17 protein-coding genes are annotated in these 16,304 nt (G+C 65.1%); 7 read left to right on the top strand and 10 right to left on the bottom strand.

The features are described from left to right. Positions 1 to 69: 69 nt before the first annotated feature. Entirely contained in the window at positions 70 to 1,113 is a 1,044-nt protein-coding gene (locus QA645_RS09345) for a C-terminal binding protein (RefSeq protein ID WP_254133816.1), read from the bottom strand. A 260-nt stretch (positions 1,114 to 1,373) separates the two neighbouring features. Here QA645_RS09345 and QA645_RS09350 point away from each other — a divergent pair, with 260 nt between their 5' ends. Further along, positions 1,374 to 3,059: a methyl-accepting chemotaxis protein gene (locus tag QA645_RS09350; RefSeq protein WP_254133815.1), complete on the top strand. Its 1,686-nt coding sequence runs from the start codon at positions 1,374 to 1,376 to the stop codon at positions 3,057 to 3,059. A 177-nt stretch (positions 3,060 to 3,236) separates the two neighbouring features. Here the strand turns inward: QA645_RS09350 and QA645_RS09355 are convergent, their stop codons facing one another. Together QA645_RS09355 and QA645_RS09360 are read right to left on the bottom strand one after the other, a co-directional pair. Continuing rightward, complete coding sequence (locus tag QA645_RS09355) at positions 3,237 to 4,214, bottom strand: tripartite tricarboxylate transporter substrate binding protein (protein WP_254133814.1); 978 nt, start codon at positions 4,212 to 4,214, stop codon at positions 3,237 to 3,239. Positions 4,215 to 4,310: 96 nt separating this feature from the next. Continuing rightward, the gene (locus QA645_RS09360) at positions 4,311 to 5,246 is read right to left on the bottom strand and encodes a DMT family transporter (RefSeq protein ID WP_283049779.1); all 936 of its coding nucleotides are present in this window, start codon (positions 5,244 to 5,246) and stop codon (positions 4,311 to 4,313) included. A 105-nt stretch (positions 5,247 to 5,351) separates the two neighbouring features. On the opposite strand from QA645_RS09360, the gene QA645_RS09365 reads away from it, so the two are divergent. Next, positions 5,352 to 5,741 (top strand): DUF1330 domain-containing protein, encoded by a 390-nt coding sequence (locus QA645_RS09365; protein WP_283049781.1) that lies wholly within the window; start codon positions 5,352 to 5,354, stop codon positions 5,739 to 5,741. Here the strand turns inward: QA645_RS09365 and QA645_RS09370 are convergent. Beyond that, positions 5,738 to 6,670 (bottom strand): DMT family transporter, encoded by a 933-nt coding sequence (locus tag QA645_RS09370; RefSeq protein WP_254133811.1) that lies wholly within the window; start codon positions 6,668 to 6,670, stop codon positions 5,738 to 5,740. The genes QA645_RS09365 and QA645_RS09370 overlap by 4 nt on opposite strands. A 372-nt stretch (positions 6,671 to 7,042) precedes the next feature. Between QA645_RS09370 and QA645_RS09375 the strand changes: the two genes are divergently transcribed. Both QA645_RS09375 and QA645_RS09380 read left to right on the top strand, forming a co-directional pair. Continuing rightward, positions 7,043 to 8,335 carry an adenylosuccinate synthase gene (locus tag QA645_RS09375; protein ID WP_254133810.1) on the top strand — a complete coding sequence of 431 codons (1,293 nt, stop codon included), beginning with the start codon at positions 7,043 to 7,045 and terminating at the stop codon, positions 8,333 to 8,335. A gap of 37 nt (positions 8,336 to 8,372) precedes the next feature. Beyond that, positions 8,373 to 9,968: a hypothetical protein gene (locus tag QA645_RS09380; protein ID WP_283049784.1), complete on the top strand. Its 1,596-nt coding sequence runs from the start codon at positions 8,373 to 8,375 to the stop codon at positions 9,966 to 9,968. A gap of 209 nt (positions 9,969 to 10,177) precedes the next feature. Here QA645_RS09380 and QA645_RS09385 read toward each other — a convergent pair whose 3' ends face one another. Both QA645_RS09385 and QA645_RS09390 read right to left on the bottom strand, forming a co-directional pair. Beyond that, positions 10,178 to 10,525, bottom strand: coding sequence for a hypothetical protein (locus QA645_RS09385; RefSeq protein WP_283049786.1), 348 nt, complete (start codon positions 10,523 to 10,525; stop codon positions 10,178 to 10,180). A 179-nt stretch (positions 10,526 to 10,704) separates the two neighbouring features. Continuing rightward, on the bottom strand, positions 10,705 to 10,950 hold the full coding sequence (locus tag QA645_RS09390) for a hypothetical protein (RefSeq protein WP_254133807.1): 246 nt from the start codon (positions 10,948 to 10,950) through the stop codon (positions 10,705 to 10,707). A 145-nt stretch (positions 10,951 to 11,095) separates the two neighbouring features. Here QA645_RS09390 and QA645_RS09395 point away from each other — a divergent pair, with 145 nt between their 5' ends. Next, positions 11,096 to 11,521 carry a DUF5413 family protein gene (locus QA645_RS09395; protein ID WP_283049788.1) on the top strand — a complete coding sequence of 142 codons (426 nt, stop codon included), beginning with the start codon at positions 11,096 to 11,098 and terminating at the stop codon, positions 11,519 to 11,521. Positions 11,522 to 11,583: 62 nt separating this feature from the next. Continuing rightward, positions 11,584 to 12,141, top strand: a complete 558-nt coding sequence (locus tag QA645_RS09400) for a DUF4112 domain-containing protein (protein WP_254135519.1) — start codon at positions 11,584 to 11,586, stop codon at positions 12,139 to 12,141. A 269-nt stretch (positions 12,142 to 12,410) separates the two neighbouring features. Here QA645_RS09400 and QA645_RS09405 read toward each other — a convergent pair whose 3' ends face one another. From QA645_RS09405 to msrA, 4 genes are all read right to left on the bottom strand, one after another. After that, on the bottom strand, positions 12,411 to 12,704 hold the full coding sequence (locus tag QA645_RS09405; protein ID WP_027532521.1) for a hypothetical protein: 294 nt from the start codon (positions 12,702 to 12,704) through the stop codon (positions 12,411 to 12,413). 212 nt (positions 12,705 to 12,916) lie between these two features. Further along, positions 12,917 to 13,081 carry a DUF3309 family protein gene (locus QA645_RS09410; protein WP_187436663.1) on the bottom strand — a complete coding sequence of 55 codons (165 nt, stop codon included), beginning with the start codon at positions 13,079 to 13,081 and terminating at the stop codon, positions 12,917 to 12,919. Positions 13,082 to 13,188: 107 nt separating this feature from the next. Next, a complete protein-coding gene (msrB, locus tag QA645_RS09415; protein ID WP_283049789.1) occupies positions 13,189 to 13,608 on the bottom strand; it encodes a peptide-methionine (R)-S-oxide reductase MsrB in 420 nt (139 codons plus the stop codon). 45 nt (positions 13,609 to 13,653) lie between these two features. Next, entirely contained in the window at positions 13,654 to 14,355 is a 702-nt protein-coding gene (gene msrA, locus QA645_RS09420) for a peptide-methionine (S)-S-oxide reductase MsrA (RefSeq protein WP_283049790.1), read from the bottom strand. 246 nt (positions 14,356 to 14,601) lie between these two features. Here msrA and QA645_RS09425 point away from each other — a divergent pair, with 246 nt between their 5' ends. Further along, positions 14,602 to 16,293, top strand: coding sequence for a caspase family protein (locus QA645_RS09425; protein ID WP_283049791.1), 1,692 nt, complete (start codon positions 14,602 to 14,604; stop codon positions 16,291 to 16,293). Positions 16,294 to 16,304: the final 11 nt, after the last annotated feature.

Here is a 16,304-nt window from a genome sequence, read left to right on the forward strand (position 1 = left end):
CCTTCCCGGCGTTGATCGCCGGTGAAGGGCCGTTTCGTTCTTTCGGCGCGCGATTTGCGGCCGGCCGCCTTAGCTGTTCGGGCCGCGATCCATGCCGACGGGCTGCCAGCGGCGGAGCGCGGTGTCTTGCAGCACCGACGGATTGACACAGCTTACCGGCCACATGCCCTGAAGCACCAGTGACAATTCGTAGCCCACGCGGCGCTTGCGCGCCTCGTCGAACCGTGCCGAGGCCGAGGCGACATGGGCGGTCAGGGTCACGTTCTCCATGCCCAGGATGGGGTTGTTGTGCGACGGCGGTTCCTTCTCCAGCACGTCGAGCGCGGCATGCGCGATCCAGCCCTCCTGTAGCGCCTTGATCAGGCTCTCCTCATCCACGGTCGCGCCGCGCCCGGTGTTGATGAAGATCGAGCCCTTCTTCATCTGCCGAAAATGCTTCTCGGTCAGCATGTGATGCACCTCGGGCCGGGCAGGTGCATGCATCGAGACGAAGTCGGATTGCGACAGCACCTCGTTCAGCGTCGCCGGGATGACGCCGTGGTCCCACATCAGCGTTTCCTGGATGAAGGGATCATAGGCCATCATGCGCAGGCCGAACGGCGCGGCGCGCTTCGCAACCGCACGCGCGACGCGGCCGAACGAGATGAAGCCGAGCGTCTGGCCCATCAGCCGCGGAACCTTCAGGAGCGCAGGCCTGCCCTCGGCCCAGCGGCCGCTGCGCACCATCTTGTCCTGCTCGACCAGGCGGCGGAAGCCGGCGAGTAGCAGCATCATGGCATGGTCGGCGACCTCCTCGATGAAGGTGTCGGGGATGTTGGTGACGGGAATGCCGCGCGCGGTCGCGGCCTTCACATCGACGCTGTCGACGCCGACGGAACCGAGCGTGATGACCTTGCAGTTCTCGAGAGTGTCGATGATCGATTTGGTGATCGGGATGCCCTTGGCGTAGATCGCATCGGCATTCCTGGCGGCGGCGATGAACTCCGCCTCGTTGGCCGGTGCCTCGACGATCTCGGCATCGATCGGATCGAGCGCTTCGCGCTCGTAGGAGTAATCGCTGCCCGCGACCGTGAAACTCGCGCCCTTCGGCGTCACCACCCTGTATTTCGGCATTTCCTGCTCCCGATTTGGTTTGTCGGTTCTTGTTGCGACCCGGCCTTCTCGATCGGGCCTTTGCGTCTTTTACGCGAAATCGATCCGGTCGCGTACAATTCCCGGTTGTCGATCCGGCGAATATTTGCCGAAATCCCGGCATCGTACGGGCTTCTACGGAGGCACGTAAGTAACTTGCTAAGGGGTCTCACACTAAAAGTTGATTCAATTTCGATCGATTCACTCGCGCGCCCGCATCCCTTTTTTCCGGAGCCCACCCCGTGAAGTTGAGCAATCTGAAAATCGCGCCCAAGCTTGGCATTCTCGTCGGCGTCACCTTGTTCGGCCTGTGCATCTCCGGAGTCCTGGCCGGTTACCTGATGAAGCGCGCCATGGTCGACGCCCGCATCGACCAGACCAAGGCGATCGTCGATCTCGGTCGCAACTATGCAGCCGCGCTGAAGAAGCGCGTCGATGCCGGCGAGCTGACGAAGGATGCGGCCATGGCCGAGCTTCGCCGCTACGGCAATTCGATGACCTATGACAACGGCTCGGGTTATCTGTTCGGCACATCCTATGACGGCATCACCCAGCTCGCACCCGATCCGAAGCAGATCGGCACCAACCGCATGGACGTCGTGACCAACGGCCGCAAGCTGTCGGTCGAACTGATGGACGGCGTCAAGGCCAACGGCTCGATCCTGCTGTACTATGAATATGTGAAGCCCGGCCAGGAAACGCCGATCCGCAAGATCGGTTACGCCGTCGCCGTTCCCGGCTTCGACATGTATCTCGGCACCGGCGCCTATCTCGAGGACATCGACCAGAAGATGGGCCCGGTCTACTGGCTGCTCGGCCTTGCCATGCTCGGCATCGTCATCGTCGCCGGCAGCGTTGCCTGGCTGCTCGGCCGCAGCATCAGCCGTCCGCTGGCGCTGCTCGGCACGCGCATGAAGGATCTTGCCGACGGCAAGCTCGAGGGCGACATCCCCGGCGTCGGTCGTGGCGACGAGGTCGGCGCGATGGCTGCGACCGTCCAGATCTTCAAGGACAACGCCGTTCGCATCCGCGACCTCGAGCAGACCGATGCGGCGGCCAAGGACCGTGCCGCGGCGGAGCGTCGCAGCGCGATGGAAAATATCGCCAACGACTTCGAACGCAGCGTCAACGGCATCGTCCGCTCGGTCTCCTCGGCCGCGGCCGGCATGCAGTCGACGGCGCAGTCGATGACCGCAACCGCCAGCGACGCCTCGTCGCGCGCGGCGACGGTCGGTGCGGCCTCGTCGAAGGCGTCCGGCAATGTCGGCACGGTTGCGGCGGCCGCCGAAGAGCTGTCGAGCTCGGTTGCGGAAATTTCCCGCCAGGTGACGCGCTCGACCGAAGTGGCGAGCCGCGCCGTCAGCGACGCCGAGCGTACCAACGCCACGGTGCAGGAGCTCTCGACCGGTGCCGAGAAGATCGGCGAGGTCGTCAAGCTCATTCATTCGATCGCAGCGCAGACCAATCTGCTCGCGCTCAACGCCACCATCGAGGCGGCACGTGCCGGTGAATCCGGCCGCGGCTTCGCCGTCGTCGCCTCCGAGGTCAAGGCGCTGGCCAACCAGACCGCCAAGGCCACCGAGGAAATCTCCGCGCAAGTGGCGGCGATGCAGACCTCGACCAGCGATGCGGTCGCAGCGATCGGCGGCATCACCCAGACCATCGCCGAGATGAGCGAGATCACCGCCGGCATTTCGGCCTCGATCGAGCAGCAGGGCGAGGCCACCCGCGAGATCGCCCGCAACATCCAGTCGGTCGCGGCCGGCTCGAACGAGATCAACGCCAATATCGGCAGCGTCACTTCGGCCGCGGAAGCGACCGGCAGTGCGGCCAGCGACGTGCTGACCAACGCCCGCGAGCTCGACAGCCAGTCCGGCGCGCTGCGCAGCGCGGTGGACGGCTTCCTCGCCAAGGTGCGCGCGGCGTAAATTCTTGCGCTGAGTTCTTGGCGCCGAAGTTCTTGGCGCCGAAGTTCTTGGCGCTGAATTCGTAGGGTGGGCAAAGACGCGAAAGCGTCGTGCCCACCTTTTCGTTTTGAGTGCGCGATGAAGTTTCCGTGGGCACGCTTCGCTTCGCCCACCCTACGTGATCGTCGTACGAGAGCCCTACTGCTTCTCGATCCCGGCATCCCGAATCAGCCGCTCCCACAGCACCAGCTGCTCGTTCACGAACGTGCCGAGCTGTTCCGGCGTGCCGGAGAACGCGTCCATGCCGAGCGTGGCGAGCTGGGCCTTGATCTCCGGCTTCTCGACGATCTTGCGGATCTCGGCGTTGAGCCGCGTCACGATCTCCTTCGGCATGCCGGCCGGGCCGAAATAACCCTGCCATGACGAGATGTCGAAATCAGGCACGCCGGCCTCCTGCATCGAGGGAAGACTGGGGATCAGCGGCGTGCGGTCCTTGGTGGTGACGGCGAGCGCGCGCAGCGCGTTGCCCTGGACATGCGGCAGGCCGGTCAGGATGTCGACGAACATCATCGAGACGCGGCCGCCCATGACGTCGTTGAGCGCCGGCGGCGAGCTCTTGTAGGGCACGTGCAAGAGGTCGAGCCCCGCATTGTGCGCGAAGGTCGCGCCCGACACGATCGCCGAGGACGAGCCCGAGGCGTAGCTCAGCTTGCCCGGATTGGCCTTGCCGTAGGCGACGAGCTCGGCGACGGTCTTGGCCGGCACGTCGGGGTGGATCACCAGCATGAAGGGCAGATCGCCGGTGCGCGCGATCGGGGTGAAATCCTTCACCGGATCGTAGGTCAGGCTCTTGAGCAGATAGGGATTGGCCGAATGGGTCGTGTTGGTGGTCACCAGCAGCGTGTAGCCGTCGGGCGCCGCGCGCGCGACATAGGTCGCCGCGATCATGCCGTTGGCGCCCGCCTTGTTCTCGATCACGATGCCGACGCCGAGCGCCTGCGACAAATGCTGCGAGATCAGCCGCGTCGTGGTGTCGGTGCCGCTGCCGGCCGCAAACGGCAGCACCAGCGTGATGTTGCGGCTCGGCCAATTATCGGCCTGCGCGGCGGATGCGGCAGCAAGACACAGCACGGCGGCGCCGACGGTGCGCAAGGCGCGCATGAGCGATGACAGCATGTTCGGACGTTCCCTCTTTTTCGTTGGCGGGGAACCTAGCCGGTCCACATCAAAACCGGAAGACGGTAGCGAGCGCACCGCGTCCGCTCCGCGGAATTACTTCACGGCCGAGCCCTGGCGCGAGGCGATCACGACGCCGGCGAGCACCAGCGCGTAGCCGATCAGGTGAAACGGCTGGAGCTTTTCGCCGAGCAGCAGGATCGCCATCGCCGAGCCGAACACGGGCACCAGATGAAAGAACGGCGCGGCACGGTTCGGCCCGATCAGCGCGACGCCGCGGTTGAAGAACAGATAGGCGAGCGTCGAAGGGAAGATCAGGATGTAGCCGAGCGTCAGCAGCGTCACCGTGTCGAATTGCATGACATTGCCGCTCCACGTCTCCCAGATCGCCGTCGGCAGCAGCATGAAGGCGCCACAGCAGGTGGTGAAAGACAGGAACGACAGCTGATGAACTTTCGGCCGGCGCGGGATGAAGGCGGAGTAGATGCCGAACGCCACCAGCGAGGAGGCGAACATGATGTCGCCCCTGTTGAACGAGATGCTGGCCAGCGCCGCGAGATCGCCACGCAGGATGATGACCAGCACGCCGACCAGCGAGATCGCGATGCCGGCGAGCTGACCGCCGGTCAGCCGCACGCCGAACAGCACCAGCGACCACAGCGCCACGAACAGGGGACCTGCCGACTGGATCAGCAGCGCGTTCAGCGCTTCGGTATATTGCAGGGCCCAGTAGGAGATCGCGTTGTTGAAGGCGAAGCCGACCAGCGACAGGAACAGCATCAGCGGCAGGCTTTTGCGCAAGGCCGGCCAGTCGCGCTTCAGATGCGGCCATGAGAACGGCAGCAGGATCAGGAACACGCCGAACCAGCGGATCGTCGTCACCGTCAGCGGCGGCACATGCGCGCCGACATGGCGCGCGAGCACGATGTTGCCGGCCCAGAACAGCGAGCTCAGGCTGAGCAGCAGATAGGGCTGGTTGTTGAGCCAGCTGACCGGGTGAGAGGCAGGTGGCGCGGGCGATGCGATCGTCATTGGCGTCACATACGACCTTGCGCCGGATCGCCGTCGTGAGACAAGTCACGCCGCCGCAATGCTACAATGCAGGCGAGCCCTGAGGAGGTGCCATTGGCGGTCAATATGTTGAACATTGTGGGCCTGGAGCAGCTCGACCGGCATGCGCCGGTGGTGATGCTGAACCTGATGCGTTTCCACGCGCGCTCGCGCGACGGTGACGGCTCCGGCTGGGATGCGTATCTGCGCTACAGCGCGATCACCGTGCCCATGATCAGGGCGCGCGGCGGCACGCTGCTGTGGACCGGCGAGACCAGGACGATCGCGCTCGGCCCGCACGCCGGCAACAATTGGGATTTCGTCGCGCTGGTGTTCTATCCGTCGGTCACCGCGTTCCTCGACATGATGACGTCGGAAGCCTACGAGCGCGATGCCGATCCGCACCGCGTCAACGGCTGCGCCGAACACGTCATCATCGCGACCAGCGAGGCGTACAGCAAGTTCAGGACGAATTAACTCGTCTGCTTCCTTGACGCGACGAACACGCCCGACAGCACCAGGGCAAAACCGATGAAGTGGAAGGCCTGCGGGTGCTCGCCCAGGAAGGCCATCGCCATGATCGAGCCGAACACCGGCACGACGTGGAAGAACGGTGCGGCGCGGTTGGCGCCGATCAGGCGGACGCCGCGGTTGAAACAGAGATAGGCAAGCGTCGAGGGAAACACCGAGACGTAGAACAGCGTCAGCAGGTTCGGCCCGTCGAGCTTCATGACGGGGCGCGCCGACAATTCCCAGATCTCCAGCGGGATGAGGCAGGCCGCACCGGCACCGAAGGTGAAGGCGAGGAACGACAGGCCGTGGATCGGAGGCCGCTTCAGCGTCAGCACCGAATAGAGCGCGAAGATGATCAGCGCGACGATGAAGATCAGGTCGCCCTTGTTGAAGGCGATGTTCGACAGCGTGGTGATATCGCCATGCAGCAGGATGATCAGCACGCCGCACATCGAAAGAGCCACGCCGAAGGCCTGCGCAAGGGTGAGGCGGATGCCGAGGATGACCAGCGACCACAGCGCCACGACCAGCGGCGCGGCCGACTGCAGCAGCAGGGTGTTGAGCGCCTGGGTATGCTCCAGCGCCCAATATTGCAGGGTGTTGAAGGCGCCGATGCCGGTGATCGACAGCACGATCATCAGGCCGAGTTTGTCGCGGATCGCGGGCCAGTCCTGGGCGAGATGCTTCCAGGCGAACGGCAGCACCAGCAGGAAGGCGAAGGTCCAGCGCAGGAAGGACAGCGTCACCGGCGGGATATGGCCGGCGGCGAGCCGCCCCACGACCGCATTGCCGGCCCAGCACAGCGCGGTGATGCTGAGCAGGAGATAAGGCTGGTTGGCGATCCAGTTGTGGCCGGATGTGTCGGCGCTCGTGGTCTGGCCGGTGGCGGACATTGTGATTGTTATGGCCCCGCGGTGGACTGCACCAAGGCCGCCGGCCCGGCTCTGTCCGGGCCGGCTCATAGCCCGGCACCGTTCAAAGACACGGAAATCGCGGCTGCATCAACGGGGGCGGGCGCATCGCGACCATGCAGCGGCCGACGCTGTGCCTAGCGCTTTGGTCGAGGTCGGCCCATGGTCTGGGAACATGTCCGGATTTTCCGGGGATATCAAAGGCTTGGATCGGGCGTTGGGTCCTCAAAAAGCCCCGTTCTTGCTTGCTTAGAGAGGCTGCTTCCTTTATCCGGTTGGCTGCCCCGCATACGAACGGCTCCAGGCCGGGAATTGGGCTGGGCGCATCTAAATTCTTCGAAGGATTACCCGCGAATGGCCAATGTTGTCGTCGTCGGCGCCCAGTGGGGCGACGAAGGAAAGGGCAAGATCGTCGACTGGTTGTCGGAGCAGGCGGACATCGTCGCGCGCTTCCAGGGCGGGCATAATGCCGGCCATACGCTGGTCATCAACGGCGAGACCTACAAGCTCGCGCTGTTGCCTTCGGGCGTGCTGCGCCCGTCGAAACTGGCGGTGATCGGCAACGGCGTCGTGTTCGATCCGCAGGCCTTCCTCGACGAGGTGACCAAGCTGCGCGGCCAGGGCGTCGCGGTTGGCCCCGAGAATCTGCGCGTCGCGGAGAGCGTGACCCTGATCCTGCCGCTGCACCGCGAGCTCGATGCGCTTCGCGAATCGTCCAATTCCGCGACCGCGATCGGCACCACCCGCCGCGGCATCGGTCCGGCCTATGAGGACAAGGTCGGCCGCCGCGCGATCCGCCTGATGGACCTCGCCGACCTCGACACGCTCCCGCACAAGATCGACCGGCTGCTGGCGCACCACAACGCGCTGCGTCGCGGCCTCAATTTGCCGGAGTTCGACGGCAACGAGATCCTGAAGGAGCTGAGCGCGCTGGCGCCGCAGCTGCTGCCCTATGCGGAGACCGTGTGGCGCCTGCTCGATGCCGAGCGGCGTGCCGGCAAGCGCATCCTGTTCGAGGGCGCGCAAGGCGCGCTGCTCGACGTCGACCATGGCACCTATCCCTACGTCACCTCGTCCAACACCGTGGCGGCGCAGGCCGCGACCGGAACGGGCATCGGTCCGAGCGGGGTCGGCTACGTGCTCGGCATCTGCAAGGCCTACACGACCCGCGTCGGTCAGGGGCCGTTCCCGACCGAGCTGCTGAACGAGATCGGCGAGGAGATCGGCCGTCGCGGCCGCGAGTTCGGGGTCAATACCGGGCGCAAGCGCCGCTGTGGCTGGTTCGACGCCGTGCTGGTCCGCCAGACGGTCCGCACCTGTGGCATCAACGGACTGGCACTCACAAAACTCGACATTCTCGACGGCTTCGATTCGATCGAGGTCTGCGTCGGCTACAAGCTCGACGGCAAGGAGATCGATTATTTCCCGGCCGGCGAGGGGGCGCAGGCCCGGGTCGAGCCGATCTGGGAGACCATCGAGGGCTGGAAGGAGCCGACCGCCGGCGCGCGGTCCTGGGCCGACCTGCCGGCCCAGGCCATCAAATATGTCCGCCGGATCGAGGAATTGGTCGGGTGCCCGGTGGCCCTGCTTTCCACCAGCCCCGAACGCGAAGATACTATCCTGGTGCAAAATCCGTTTGAGGCTTAACGATCTCTTACCGGGACGCGGGTATAGTTGAGTAGAAATGGCTGATTACTATCCGCTGATCGCCCGCGCTATTGCCGCCCTGGACCCCAACGCTCCCGGCGAAAGCCGGCGCGCGCTCTATGAACGGGCGCGCACGGCCCTGATCGCGCAGCTGCGCAGCGTGCAGCCGCCGCTCTCCGAATCCGAGATCACCCGCGAGCGGCTGTCGCTGGAAGAGGCCGTCCGCAAGGTCGAATCGGAAGCCGCCCAGCGGGCCCGCGAGGCCTCGCGCCCCGGTGGCGGCCCCCGCAGCGGGGGCGGCAGCGGCGATGCGTTCCGCCGGGCCAGTGCGCGTGCGGCCGACAACACTCCGCAAGCATCTCCTCAGCCGGCCGGACCGCCACGGGCCCGTCCCGCCGCACCGCCGCCGCGCAACGATCGCCCGCCGCTTGGCGGCGATGACCAGAACGACGCGCCGCGTCCGCCCCGTGCCCCTCGTTTCGATGCGCCGCCGCGCCAGCCCGGCCCGCCGGAGCCGCCGGCCGGACGCTCACCTCCGCGCCGCCCGCAGGACAGCGGACCGCCGCCGCCATTGCCGCCGGCGCCGGGCGTGCGCGGCTTCCGCGACATCACGGCCGACGTCAATGATCTCGGCGGTGCCGCCGCGCAGGCCAATCGCGCCGCGCGCCGCACCTACGCCAACGTGCCGTCGCCCTCGCCGGAATTCGACCGGCTCGAGCCGAGCCTGGAAAACCGCGCCGCCGAACCCGACGCACCCTATTCCTATGACGAGTCGATCGAGGAGGCTGAGCGCTACGCGCCGCAGCCGCCGTCGCCGCGTCCGCGCATTGCGCCCGACCGCGGCGCCAAGAAGCCCAAGCGCAGCGGCTCGGTCTTCCCGTTCAAGAGCGCGATCGCCATCGGCATCGTGCTGATCCTGGTCGGCGCCGGCATCCTCTGGGGCAAGCAGCTGGTGCAGACCGCGACCAATCTGTTCAAGCCTTCGCCCACCCAGGTGGTGGAGGCGCCGAAGGATGCCTCGCAGCCGCAGAGCAAGCCGAAGATTCCGGATCGCGTCGGCCAGCCCTCGGCCAGCGACCAGCCGGCCGCGCCGGTGGCGCAGAAGGTCGTGCTCTATGACGAGGATCCGTCCGACCCGAAGGGCAAGCAATATGTCGGTTCGGTGGTGTGGCGGCTCGAGCCGATCAAGGCGTCGGGTAACCAGAAGGCCGACATCGCCGTGCGTGCCGACATCGAGATCCCCGACCGCAAGTTCAAGATGACGATGTCGTTCCGCCGCAATACCGACTCGTCGCTGCCGGCGAGCCACACGGCCGAGCTGACCTTCATCCTGCCGCCGGACTTTCCGGGCGGCAGCGTTTCCAACGTGCCGGGCATCCTGATGAAGTCGAATGAGCAGGCGCGCGGCACGCCGCTCGCGGGTCTCGCCGTCAAGGTCACCGACGGCTTCTTCCTGGTCGGTCTCTCCAATGTCGACGCCGACCGCGCCCGCAACGTCCAGCTCCTGAAGGAGCGCTCGTGGTTCGACGTGCCGCTGGTCTATGCCAACCAGCGCCGTGCCATCATCGCCATCGAGAAGGGCGCCCCCGGCGAACGCGCCTTCAACGACGCCTTCGCGCAGTGGGGCGACTAGGCCTGTGCACCTCTCCCCAGCGGGGAGAGGTCGGATTGCTTTGGCGCGCAATTGCGCGCCTGAGCAATCCGGGTGAGGGGCCGCAACGTTCCGTGAGACCGTAACCCCTCACCAGGATCGCATCTGCGACGCTCCGACCTCTCCCTACGGGAGAGGTGAACCGAACCCTCCAACTGGCAGCGCGGTCAATCGAAGATTTGCCAAGCCGCTTACTGCGCGGCCGCTTCCCGCTTGCGGGATGCTGCTGCGGCCGCTTCGCGATCCATCACGGCGCGGCAGCCGGGGCTGACCTGCGCCTTCTTCTGCACCATGCAGGCCCTGATGCGCGGGATGTCTGGGATTTCACTGGAGCACAGCCGCATCGCATCGCCCGAGCACATCTGCTGCGCTTCGGACGAGAAGGCGAGGGCGGGTGATGTCTGGAGGGTGAAGGCCGTGACGGCGAAGGCGAATAGCGAAGCGATGGTTTGGTAGCGTGTCATGAAGAATGCGTCCCCGAGTTCCGCGGTTTGAACCACTTGGTTTTGGGGCGCCGCACGCGGCTTGATCTGCCGCATGTCTCAGCCTTCACGCCGGGAGCTCAATCCCGCATGTGGTCGCTCGATCTCTTGATGTTCGAATCGAAAAGTGCTGCGCCGCCCGATTCGAGTATGCGCGATTGTTACGAAGCTGCAATGGGCGGCGCGAAGGAATTCGCAAATGTTGCGAGACCGTCACGCAAAATGCGGATGCGATCTCACATGCCGTGACTCTCGAACACCTTGCTGCACGACTTCGACAGCTTGGCGCGGTTGGCCTGCAGGCAGCCCTGTACCGCACCGTCGTTGCCGAGGTCCTTGCGGCACAGCCGCGAGGCGTCGCGCGAGCAGGCCTTCTGCTCTTGCGGCGTGCCCATATGGCCTTGTGCAAAGGCGGGCGCGTTCGACAGGCCGCCGGCGGCCGCAAGCGTGATCGTCGCCAGCAAGAACAGTTTACGAGACATTGGCGGCTCCAGATCTGACAGGTGAATTTCAAGTCCTGTCTGAACCCGCGGCCTTGCCACTTGTTCCCCCCAAACCGCCCGCAGTCCTGCTATCCAAGGTTCCCGCCGCGCTGCTATAAATGCCTCTGCGTATGAGGAGTTCTTGATGAAACGCTATCTGGTGTTTGCGCTGGTCGGTCCGTTCGTGGGCGGCTTCCTGCTGCTGCTGACGACGACCTACCAGTCCGGCTACTGGACCCAGACCAGTCTCGGCGAGGTCGGCAAGCTGTTCGTCGTGTTCTTCAAGACGCTGCAATACAGCTATCTGTTCGGCTTCCTGCCGTCGCTGATGATCGGCGCGGTCGATGACATCCTGATCCATGTCAGGCGGATCGGCCCGGTGCTGCGGATGCTGCTGGTCGGCCTGTTCGCCTTCATCCTGGCGGCGATCACCTATGGTTCGCGCGGGTCGGATTCGGGCACGGTGCAGTTCGTCCTGTACGGCCTGGTCGGTTTCGTGCCGGCGGTGCTGTCATCCTGGTTCGTGCATCACTATATCGAGGAGCCGCAACCGGCGGCGGCGGCGAGCTGAGCGCGCGACCTTCGGTCGCGGCGCAGCAACCTCTGCAGCGCTCGTGCGTTCCTCCAATGGCCATGACCATGCCCGACGATGACATTCTCACGCCACGCAGGTCCCGCTCGGGGACGCAGTCGCGCGCCGGTTTTTCGGACCGTGAGGCGCACGGGCCGATCATCGATCAGGACGGCCGTGAGATCCGCCCCGAAAGCCTGGAGCAGGGGTTTCAGGAGTTTCGCTTCGAATTCGGCAAAGAAGGTCAGTTCGCTGGCAACCCGTTCGGCAATCTGACGCGCGAGCAGCGCATCGCGCGGCTCGAGGCGCTCGCAAAGCTGCTCGATGTCGCCTTCATCCTGCCGGGCACCAAGATCCGCTACGGCATCGACGGGCTGATCGGCCTGATCCCCGTTGTCGGCGACATCATCACCACCGCGATCTCGCTGTGGCTGGTGCGCGAGGCCCGCGCCCTGGGGGCGCCCTGGTACATCACCGCGCGGATGCTCGGCAATGTCGCGGTCGACGGCGTGGTCGGCATCGTGCCGTTCGTGGGCGACGCCTTCGACGTCATGTTCCGCGCCAACATGCGCAACGTGCGCCTGTTGCGCCGCTGGCTCGACAAGCAGCCGCGGATTTAGCAGCGAGTGCGGTGCTTCTTCGCCTCGCCCCGCTTGCGGGGAGAGGCCGACGCGCTCCGGGCGATGCGGAGCATCGTCCCGCGCGCGGCGGGTGAGGGGGACTCTCCGCGAGTCCAATTCTCACTGCCTATGCGGAAAGAGCCCCTCACCCCAACCCTCTCCCCGTAAGAACGGGGCGAGGGAGAAGACGGAGCGCGCTCCAAACGCCGAAAGCGCGACAGCCTTTCGGCCGTCGCGCTTTCCGCGCACATCGGAGGCTTTAGAAGAATTTACGCCGCGTCGGCGTCGGTCTCGGCGACCGGTTCCGGCTTGCGGTGGCGCGGCAGCGGGAAGGCCTCGCTCTCATAGAGCGAGCGGATGCCGTTCTGGTCGAAACGGGCTTCCTCGACCTGGAGATACGCGCCATTCAGCGAATCCGTCGGCAACTGCTCCATCGCGAACTGCACGGCTTCGGCCGCGGTGCCGAACCGGCGATAGGTAAAGCCCGCGCGCTTCTTCTTGCGGATGGCGGCGGGGAAGAGCTCGGCGGAGGTGTTGAAGTTGAACGGACGCAGTGGACGCATGGTCAAAGACCTCGTGATCTTGTCTGGGGCTTTAAGCGCGTGGGGTTTGGGAGGGCGGAGGCCGCAATCAAGCGGGCCCGCCGCACATCATTTTCGTCCACTAATATAGGCCGTTTTGACAGAAATGCGACCCCTGCGATGGGAGATGATGAATCCATGCATGGCAGGTCCGCAGCCGCAGAAAGTTAAATAATTTCAGTGGCTTGTATGGTTTACAACTTGCCAAGAAGCAGCAGGACGAGCAGCACCACCAGAACGACACCGCCGATCCCCATGCCGGAATGGCCCATGCCGTAGCCGTAACCGCCGATCCGGCCGGACCAGCCGCCCAAGAGATAGATGATCACCAGGATGATCAGGATGGTCCCGAGTGACATGGCGTCCTCCCTGGCGGCCGCCGGATGACGCTCAACGGCTGCACCGCCAGACAAGAAAAGCACAACGCGCCGCCGGGTTCCATCGGGGAACCCGGCGGCGTGCTATCTTATTTCGGCTCCAGCTTCAGCGCCGCCGAATTGATGCAGTAGCGCAGGCCGGTCGGCCCCGGTCCGTCCGGGAAGACATGGCCGAGATGGCCGCTGCATTTGGAGCAGAGCACCTCGGTGCGGATCATGCCGTGCGTCGTATCGCGCTCTTCGTCGATATGGTTCTCGACCGCGGGCGCGGTGAAGCTCGGCCAGCCGCAGCCGGAGTCGAACTTGGCGTCGGACTCGAACAGCACATTGCCGCAGCCGGCGCAGACATAGGTGCCGGCACGGTGGTCGTGCTCATATTCGCCGGAGAAGGGACGCTCGGTCGCCTTCTCTCGCAGCACCGCGTACTGCACCGGCGACAATTCGCTTCGCCACTGCTCTTCGCTCTTGATGACCTTGTCGTCGGTGGATTTCGTCTTGGTGTCGGGCATGGGTCTCCCGTTTGTCTGATGATCTTGTTGTCGATGATCTCGCGATCAGTTGGTGGCCTTGCTGGCGCTCACCAGCGTCGGCTTCTCAATGTAGTTATCCGCGAACAGTTTTTTCAGGTTCTCGACCTTCGGGATGTCGTTATAGGCGATGTAGGGCTGGTTCGGGTGCAGCGTCAGATAGTCCTGGTGATAGCCCTCGGCCGGATAGAACGCCTCCAGCGCGCCGACCTTGGTCACGATCGGCTTGCTGAACACCCTGGCGCTGTCGAGCTGGGCGATATAGGCCTCCGCGACCTTCTTCTGCTCGTCGGAGGTGGTGAAGATCGCCGAGCGATATTGCGTGCCGCTGTCCGGTCCCTGGCGGTTGAGCTGGGTCGGATCGTGCGCCACCGAGAAGTAGATCTGGAGGATCTTGCCGTAGGAGATCTTCTTCGGGTCGAACTTGATCTCAACCGACTCGGCGTGGCCGGTCCGGCCGCTCGAGACGGTCTGGTAGTCGGCGGTCGCCTTGGTGCCGCCGGCATAGCCGGAGACGGCGTTGACGACGCCGGCCGTGTGCTGGAACACGCCCTGCACGCCCCAGAAGCAACCGCCGGCGATCACCGCGGTCTGGATGCCGCTCGCGGGGGCCGCGTCCATTGCGGGGGCGGGGATCACGACGCCGTCTTCGGCGGCCCGGGTCGGTGCGGCAAAGGCCAGCGTCAAGGCGGTGGTGGCGGCGAGCAGGGACAGGACGGAGCGGCGCATGGCGGATCCTCTTTCGGAAGGCCTGACAGTTTAGGGCGGTTGAGGGCGGGCGAACAGCCTGCCCGGCGTTTTCAGACACCGGAGATACGGACGGACCGGGCGATTGTTACGGGGAGAGAGACACGAGTCCGTGAAAAAAAGCCGCAGCCCCTGGGCCGGCTTGGCGGGCTGGGGAACTCCGGCTAGATGAACCGGCGCGATCGCTGATCGACTTAGAAATGTGGTGGCTGGAGCTGATCTGACAACATGCTGCGCGTCGTCCCCCTGATATCAGTCATCCTCGTCTCCGGCGTCGCGATCGCCGCCGCCGCCGAGCCGCAAGCCGGCGACGACCTCGCCATTTGTCGTGACCGCCAGGCCGACGCCCAGGCGCGGACCACGGCCTGCGAGAACCTGCTCAACGCCGATCGCGTCACCGGCAAGGACAAGGCGGTCGCGCTGTCCGTGCGCGGCAATAATTTGATCAACAAGCGCGACAATTTGCATGCGATCGAGACCCTGTCCATGGGCGTCGATCTCGATCCCGACAATGCCATCATCCTCAATTTGCGCGGCATCGCCTACGAGCGCACGGGCCAGGACGACCTTGCGATGGCGGACTTCAATCTTGCGCTCCAGAAGCGGCCGACCTACGGCGTTCCCTACAACAATCGCGGCGTCATTCAGCTGCGCCGGAACGCACTGCAAAGCGCGCTCGACGATTTCAGCCTGTCGATCAAATACACGCCGAAATTCATCCTCGGCTGGACCAATCGTGCGCGCGTGCGCACGTTGATGAAGGATTATGACGGTGCGCTCGCCGATTTCGCGGAGGCCGAGAAGATCGATCCGACCGCGCCGCAGATCGCCAGCAACCGCTGCATCACCTACGGCCTGATGGGCAAGTTCGACCAGGCCTTTGCCGATTGCAACGGCATCATCGAAAAGCAACCGAAGAACACGGGCGCGATCAACAATCGTGCCGATGTCAGCATGATGAAGGGCGATCTCGACGCCGCGCTGAAGGACTACAATGCGGCGCTCCAGATCAACCCGAACAACATCCGCGCGCATTCCGGCCGCGGCCAGGTCTACGAGCGCAAAAAGGATCTCGGCCAGGCCCGCGCCGACTATCGCTCGGCGGCCTATTCGCTGACAAAGTTCGACGAGCTCGACGTCGCGCGCGCCCGCACCATCGCGCAGGAGCGGCTCGCCGCACTGACGCCCCAGACGCCGGGCGCCGCGCCCAGCGGCCGCCGCGTTGCGCTGGTGATCGGCAACGGCGCCTACAAGAACGTCCACGCCCTGCCCAATCCGCCGCGCGATTCGAAGATGATCGCGAGCGTGCTGAAGGATGTCGGCTTCCAGACCGTGATCTCGGTCAGCGACCTCACCCGCGACAAGTTCTTCGACGCGCTCAAGACTTTCGCCGAGGAGGCGGAAAAGGCCGATTGGGCGGTGGTCTACTACGCCGGCCACGGCTTCGAGATCGGCGGGGTGAACTACCTCGTTCCCGTTGACGCCAAGCTCGCCGTCGACCGCGATGCCGAGACCCAGGCCGTCGCCCTGGAGCAGGTGATCGCCGCCGTCGGCGCCGCGCGAAAAGTGCGCCTGGTGATTTTGGATGCCTGCCGCGACAATCCGTTCGCGCCGACCATGCAGCACACGCTGTCGCTGAAACTGGTCGACAAGGGCTTTTCCAACATCGAGCCCGGCGCCGGCTTCATGGTGGTCTACGCCGCCAAGCACGGCGAGACCGCGATCGACGGCGACAATGGCGCCGACAGCCCGTTCTCGACCGCGCTCGCCCGCGAGATCAAGGTGCCGAAGGTCGAGATCCGGAAATTGTTCGACATCGTCCGCGACGATGTCTGGTCCGCCACCAAGCACGAGCAGCAGCCGTTTTCGTACGGCTCGCCGCCGGGGCGTGAAGATTTCTATTTCGTGGCGGGGAAGTGACGGCTGCGTGT

The organism is Bradyrhizobium sp. CIAT3101, assembly GCF_029714945.1.
Classification (GTDB): Bacteria; Pseudomonadota; Alphaproteobacteria; order Rhizobiales; family Xanthobacteraceae; genus Bradyrhizobium.

Bases quoted from the DNA above. Each gene is read 5' to 3' on its own strand.
- QA645_RS09345 (WP_254133816.1), bottom strand. From the start codon at position 1,113: ATGCCGAAATACAGGGTGGTGACGCCGAAGGGCGCGAGTTTCACGGTC.
- QA645_RS09355 (WP_254133814.1), bottom strand. From the start codon at position 4,214: ATGCTGTCATCGCTCATGCGCGCCTTGCGCACCGTCGGCGCCGCCGTG.
- QA645_RS09360 (WP_283049779.1), bottom strand. From the start codon at position 5,246: ATGACGATCGCATCGCCCGCGCCACCTGCCTCTCACCCGGTCAGCTGG.
- QA645_RS09365 (WP_283049781.1), top strand. From the start codon at position 5,352: ATGTTGAACATTGTGGGCCTGGAGCAGCTCGACCGGCATGCGCCGGTG.
- QA645_RS09370 (WP_254133811.1), bottom strand. From the start codon at position 6,670: ATGTCCGCCACCGGCCAGACCACGAGCGCCGACACATCCGGCCACAAC.
- QA645_RS09375 (WP_254133810.1), top strand. From the start codon at position 7,043: ATGGCCAATGTTGTCGTCGTCGGCGCCCAGTGGGGCGACGAAGGAAAG.
- QA645_RS09380 (WP_283049784.1), top strand. From the start codon at position 8,373: ATGGCTGATTACTATCCGCTGATCGCCCGCGCTATTGCCGCCCTGGAC.
- QA645_RS09385 (WP_283049786.1), bottom strand. From the start codon at position 10,525: ATGCGGCAGATCAAGCCGCGTGCGGCGCCCCAAAACCAAGTGGTTCAA.
- QA645_RS09390 (WP_254133807.1), bottom strand. From the start codon at position 10,950: ATGTCTCGTAAACTGTTCTTGCTGGCGACGATCACGCTTGCGGCCGCC.
- QA645_RS09395 (WP_283049788.1), top strand. From the start codon at position 11,096: ATGAAACGCTATCTGGTGTTTGCGCTGGTCGGTCCGTTCGTGGGCGGC.
- QA645_RS09400 (WP_254135519.1), top strand. From the start codon at position 11,584: ATGACCATGCCCGACGATGACATTCTCACGCCACGCAGGTCCCGCTCG.
- QA645_RS09405 (WP_027532521.1), bottom strand. From the start codon at position 12,704: ATGCGTCCACTGCGTCCGTTCAACTTCAACACCTCCGCCGAGCTCTTC.
- QA645_RS09410 (WP_187436663.1), bottom strand. From the start codon at position 13,081: ATGTCACTCGGGACCATCCTGATCATCCTGGTGATCATCTATCTCTTG.
- msrB (WP_283049789.1), bottom strand. From the start codon at position 13,608: ATGCCCGACACCAAGACGAAATCCACCGACGACAAGGTCATCAAGAGC.
- msrA (WP_283049790.1), bottom strand. From the start codon at position 14,355: ATGCGCCGCTCCGTCCTGTCCCTGCTCGCCGCCACCACCGCCTTGACG.
- QA645_RS09425 (WP_283049791.1), top strand. From the start codon at position 14,602: ATGCTGCGCGTCGTCCCCCTGATATCAGTCATCCTCGTCTCCGGCGTC.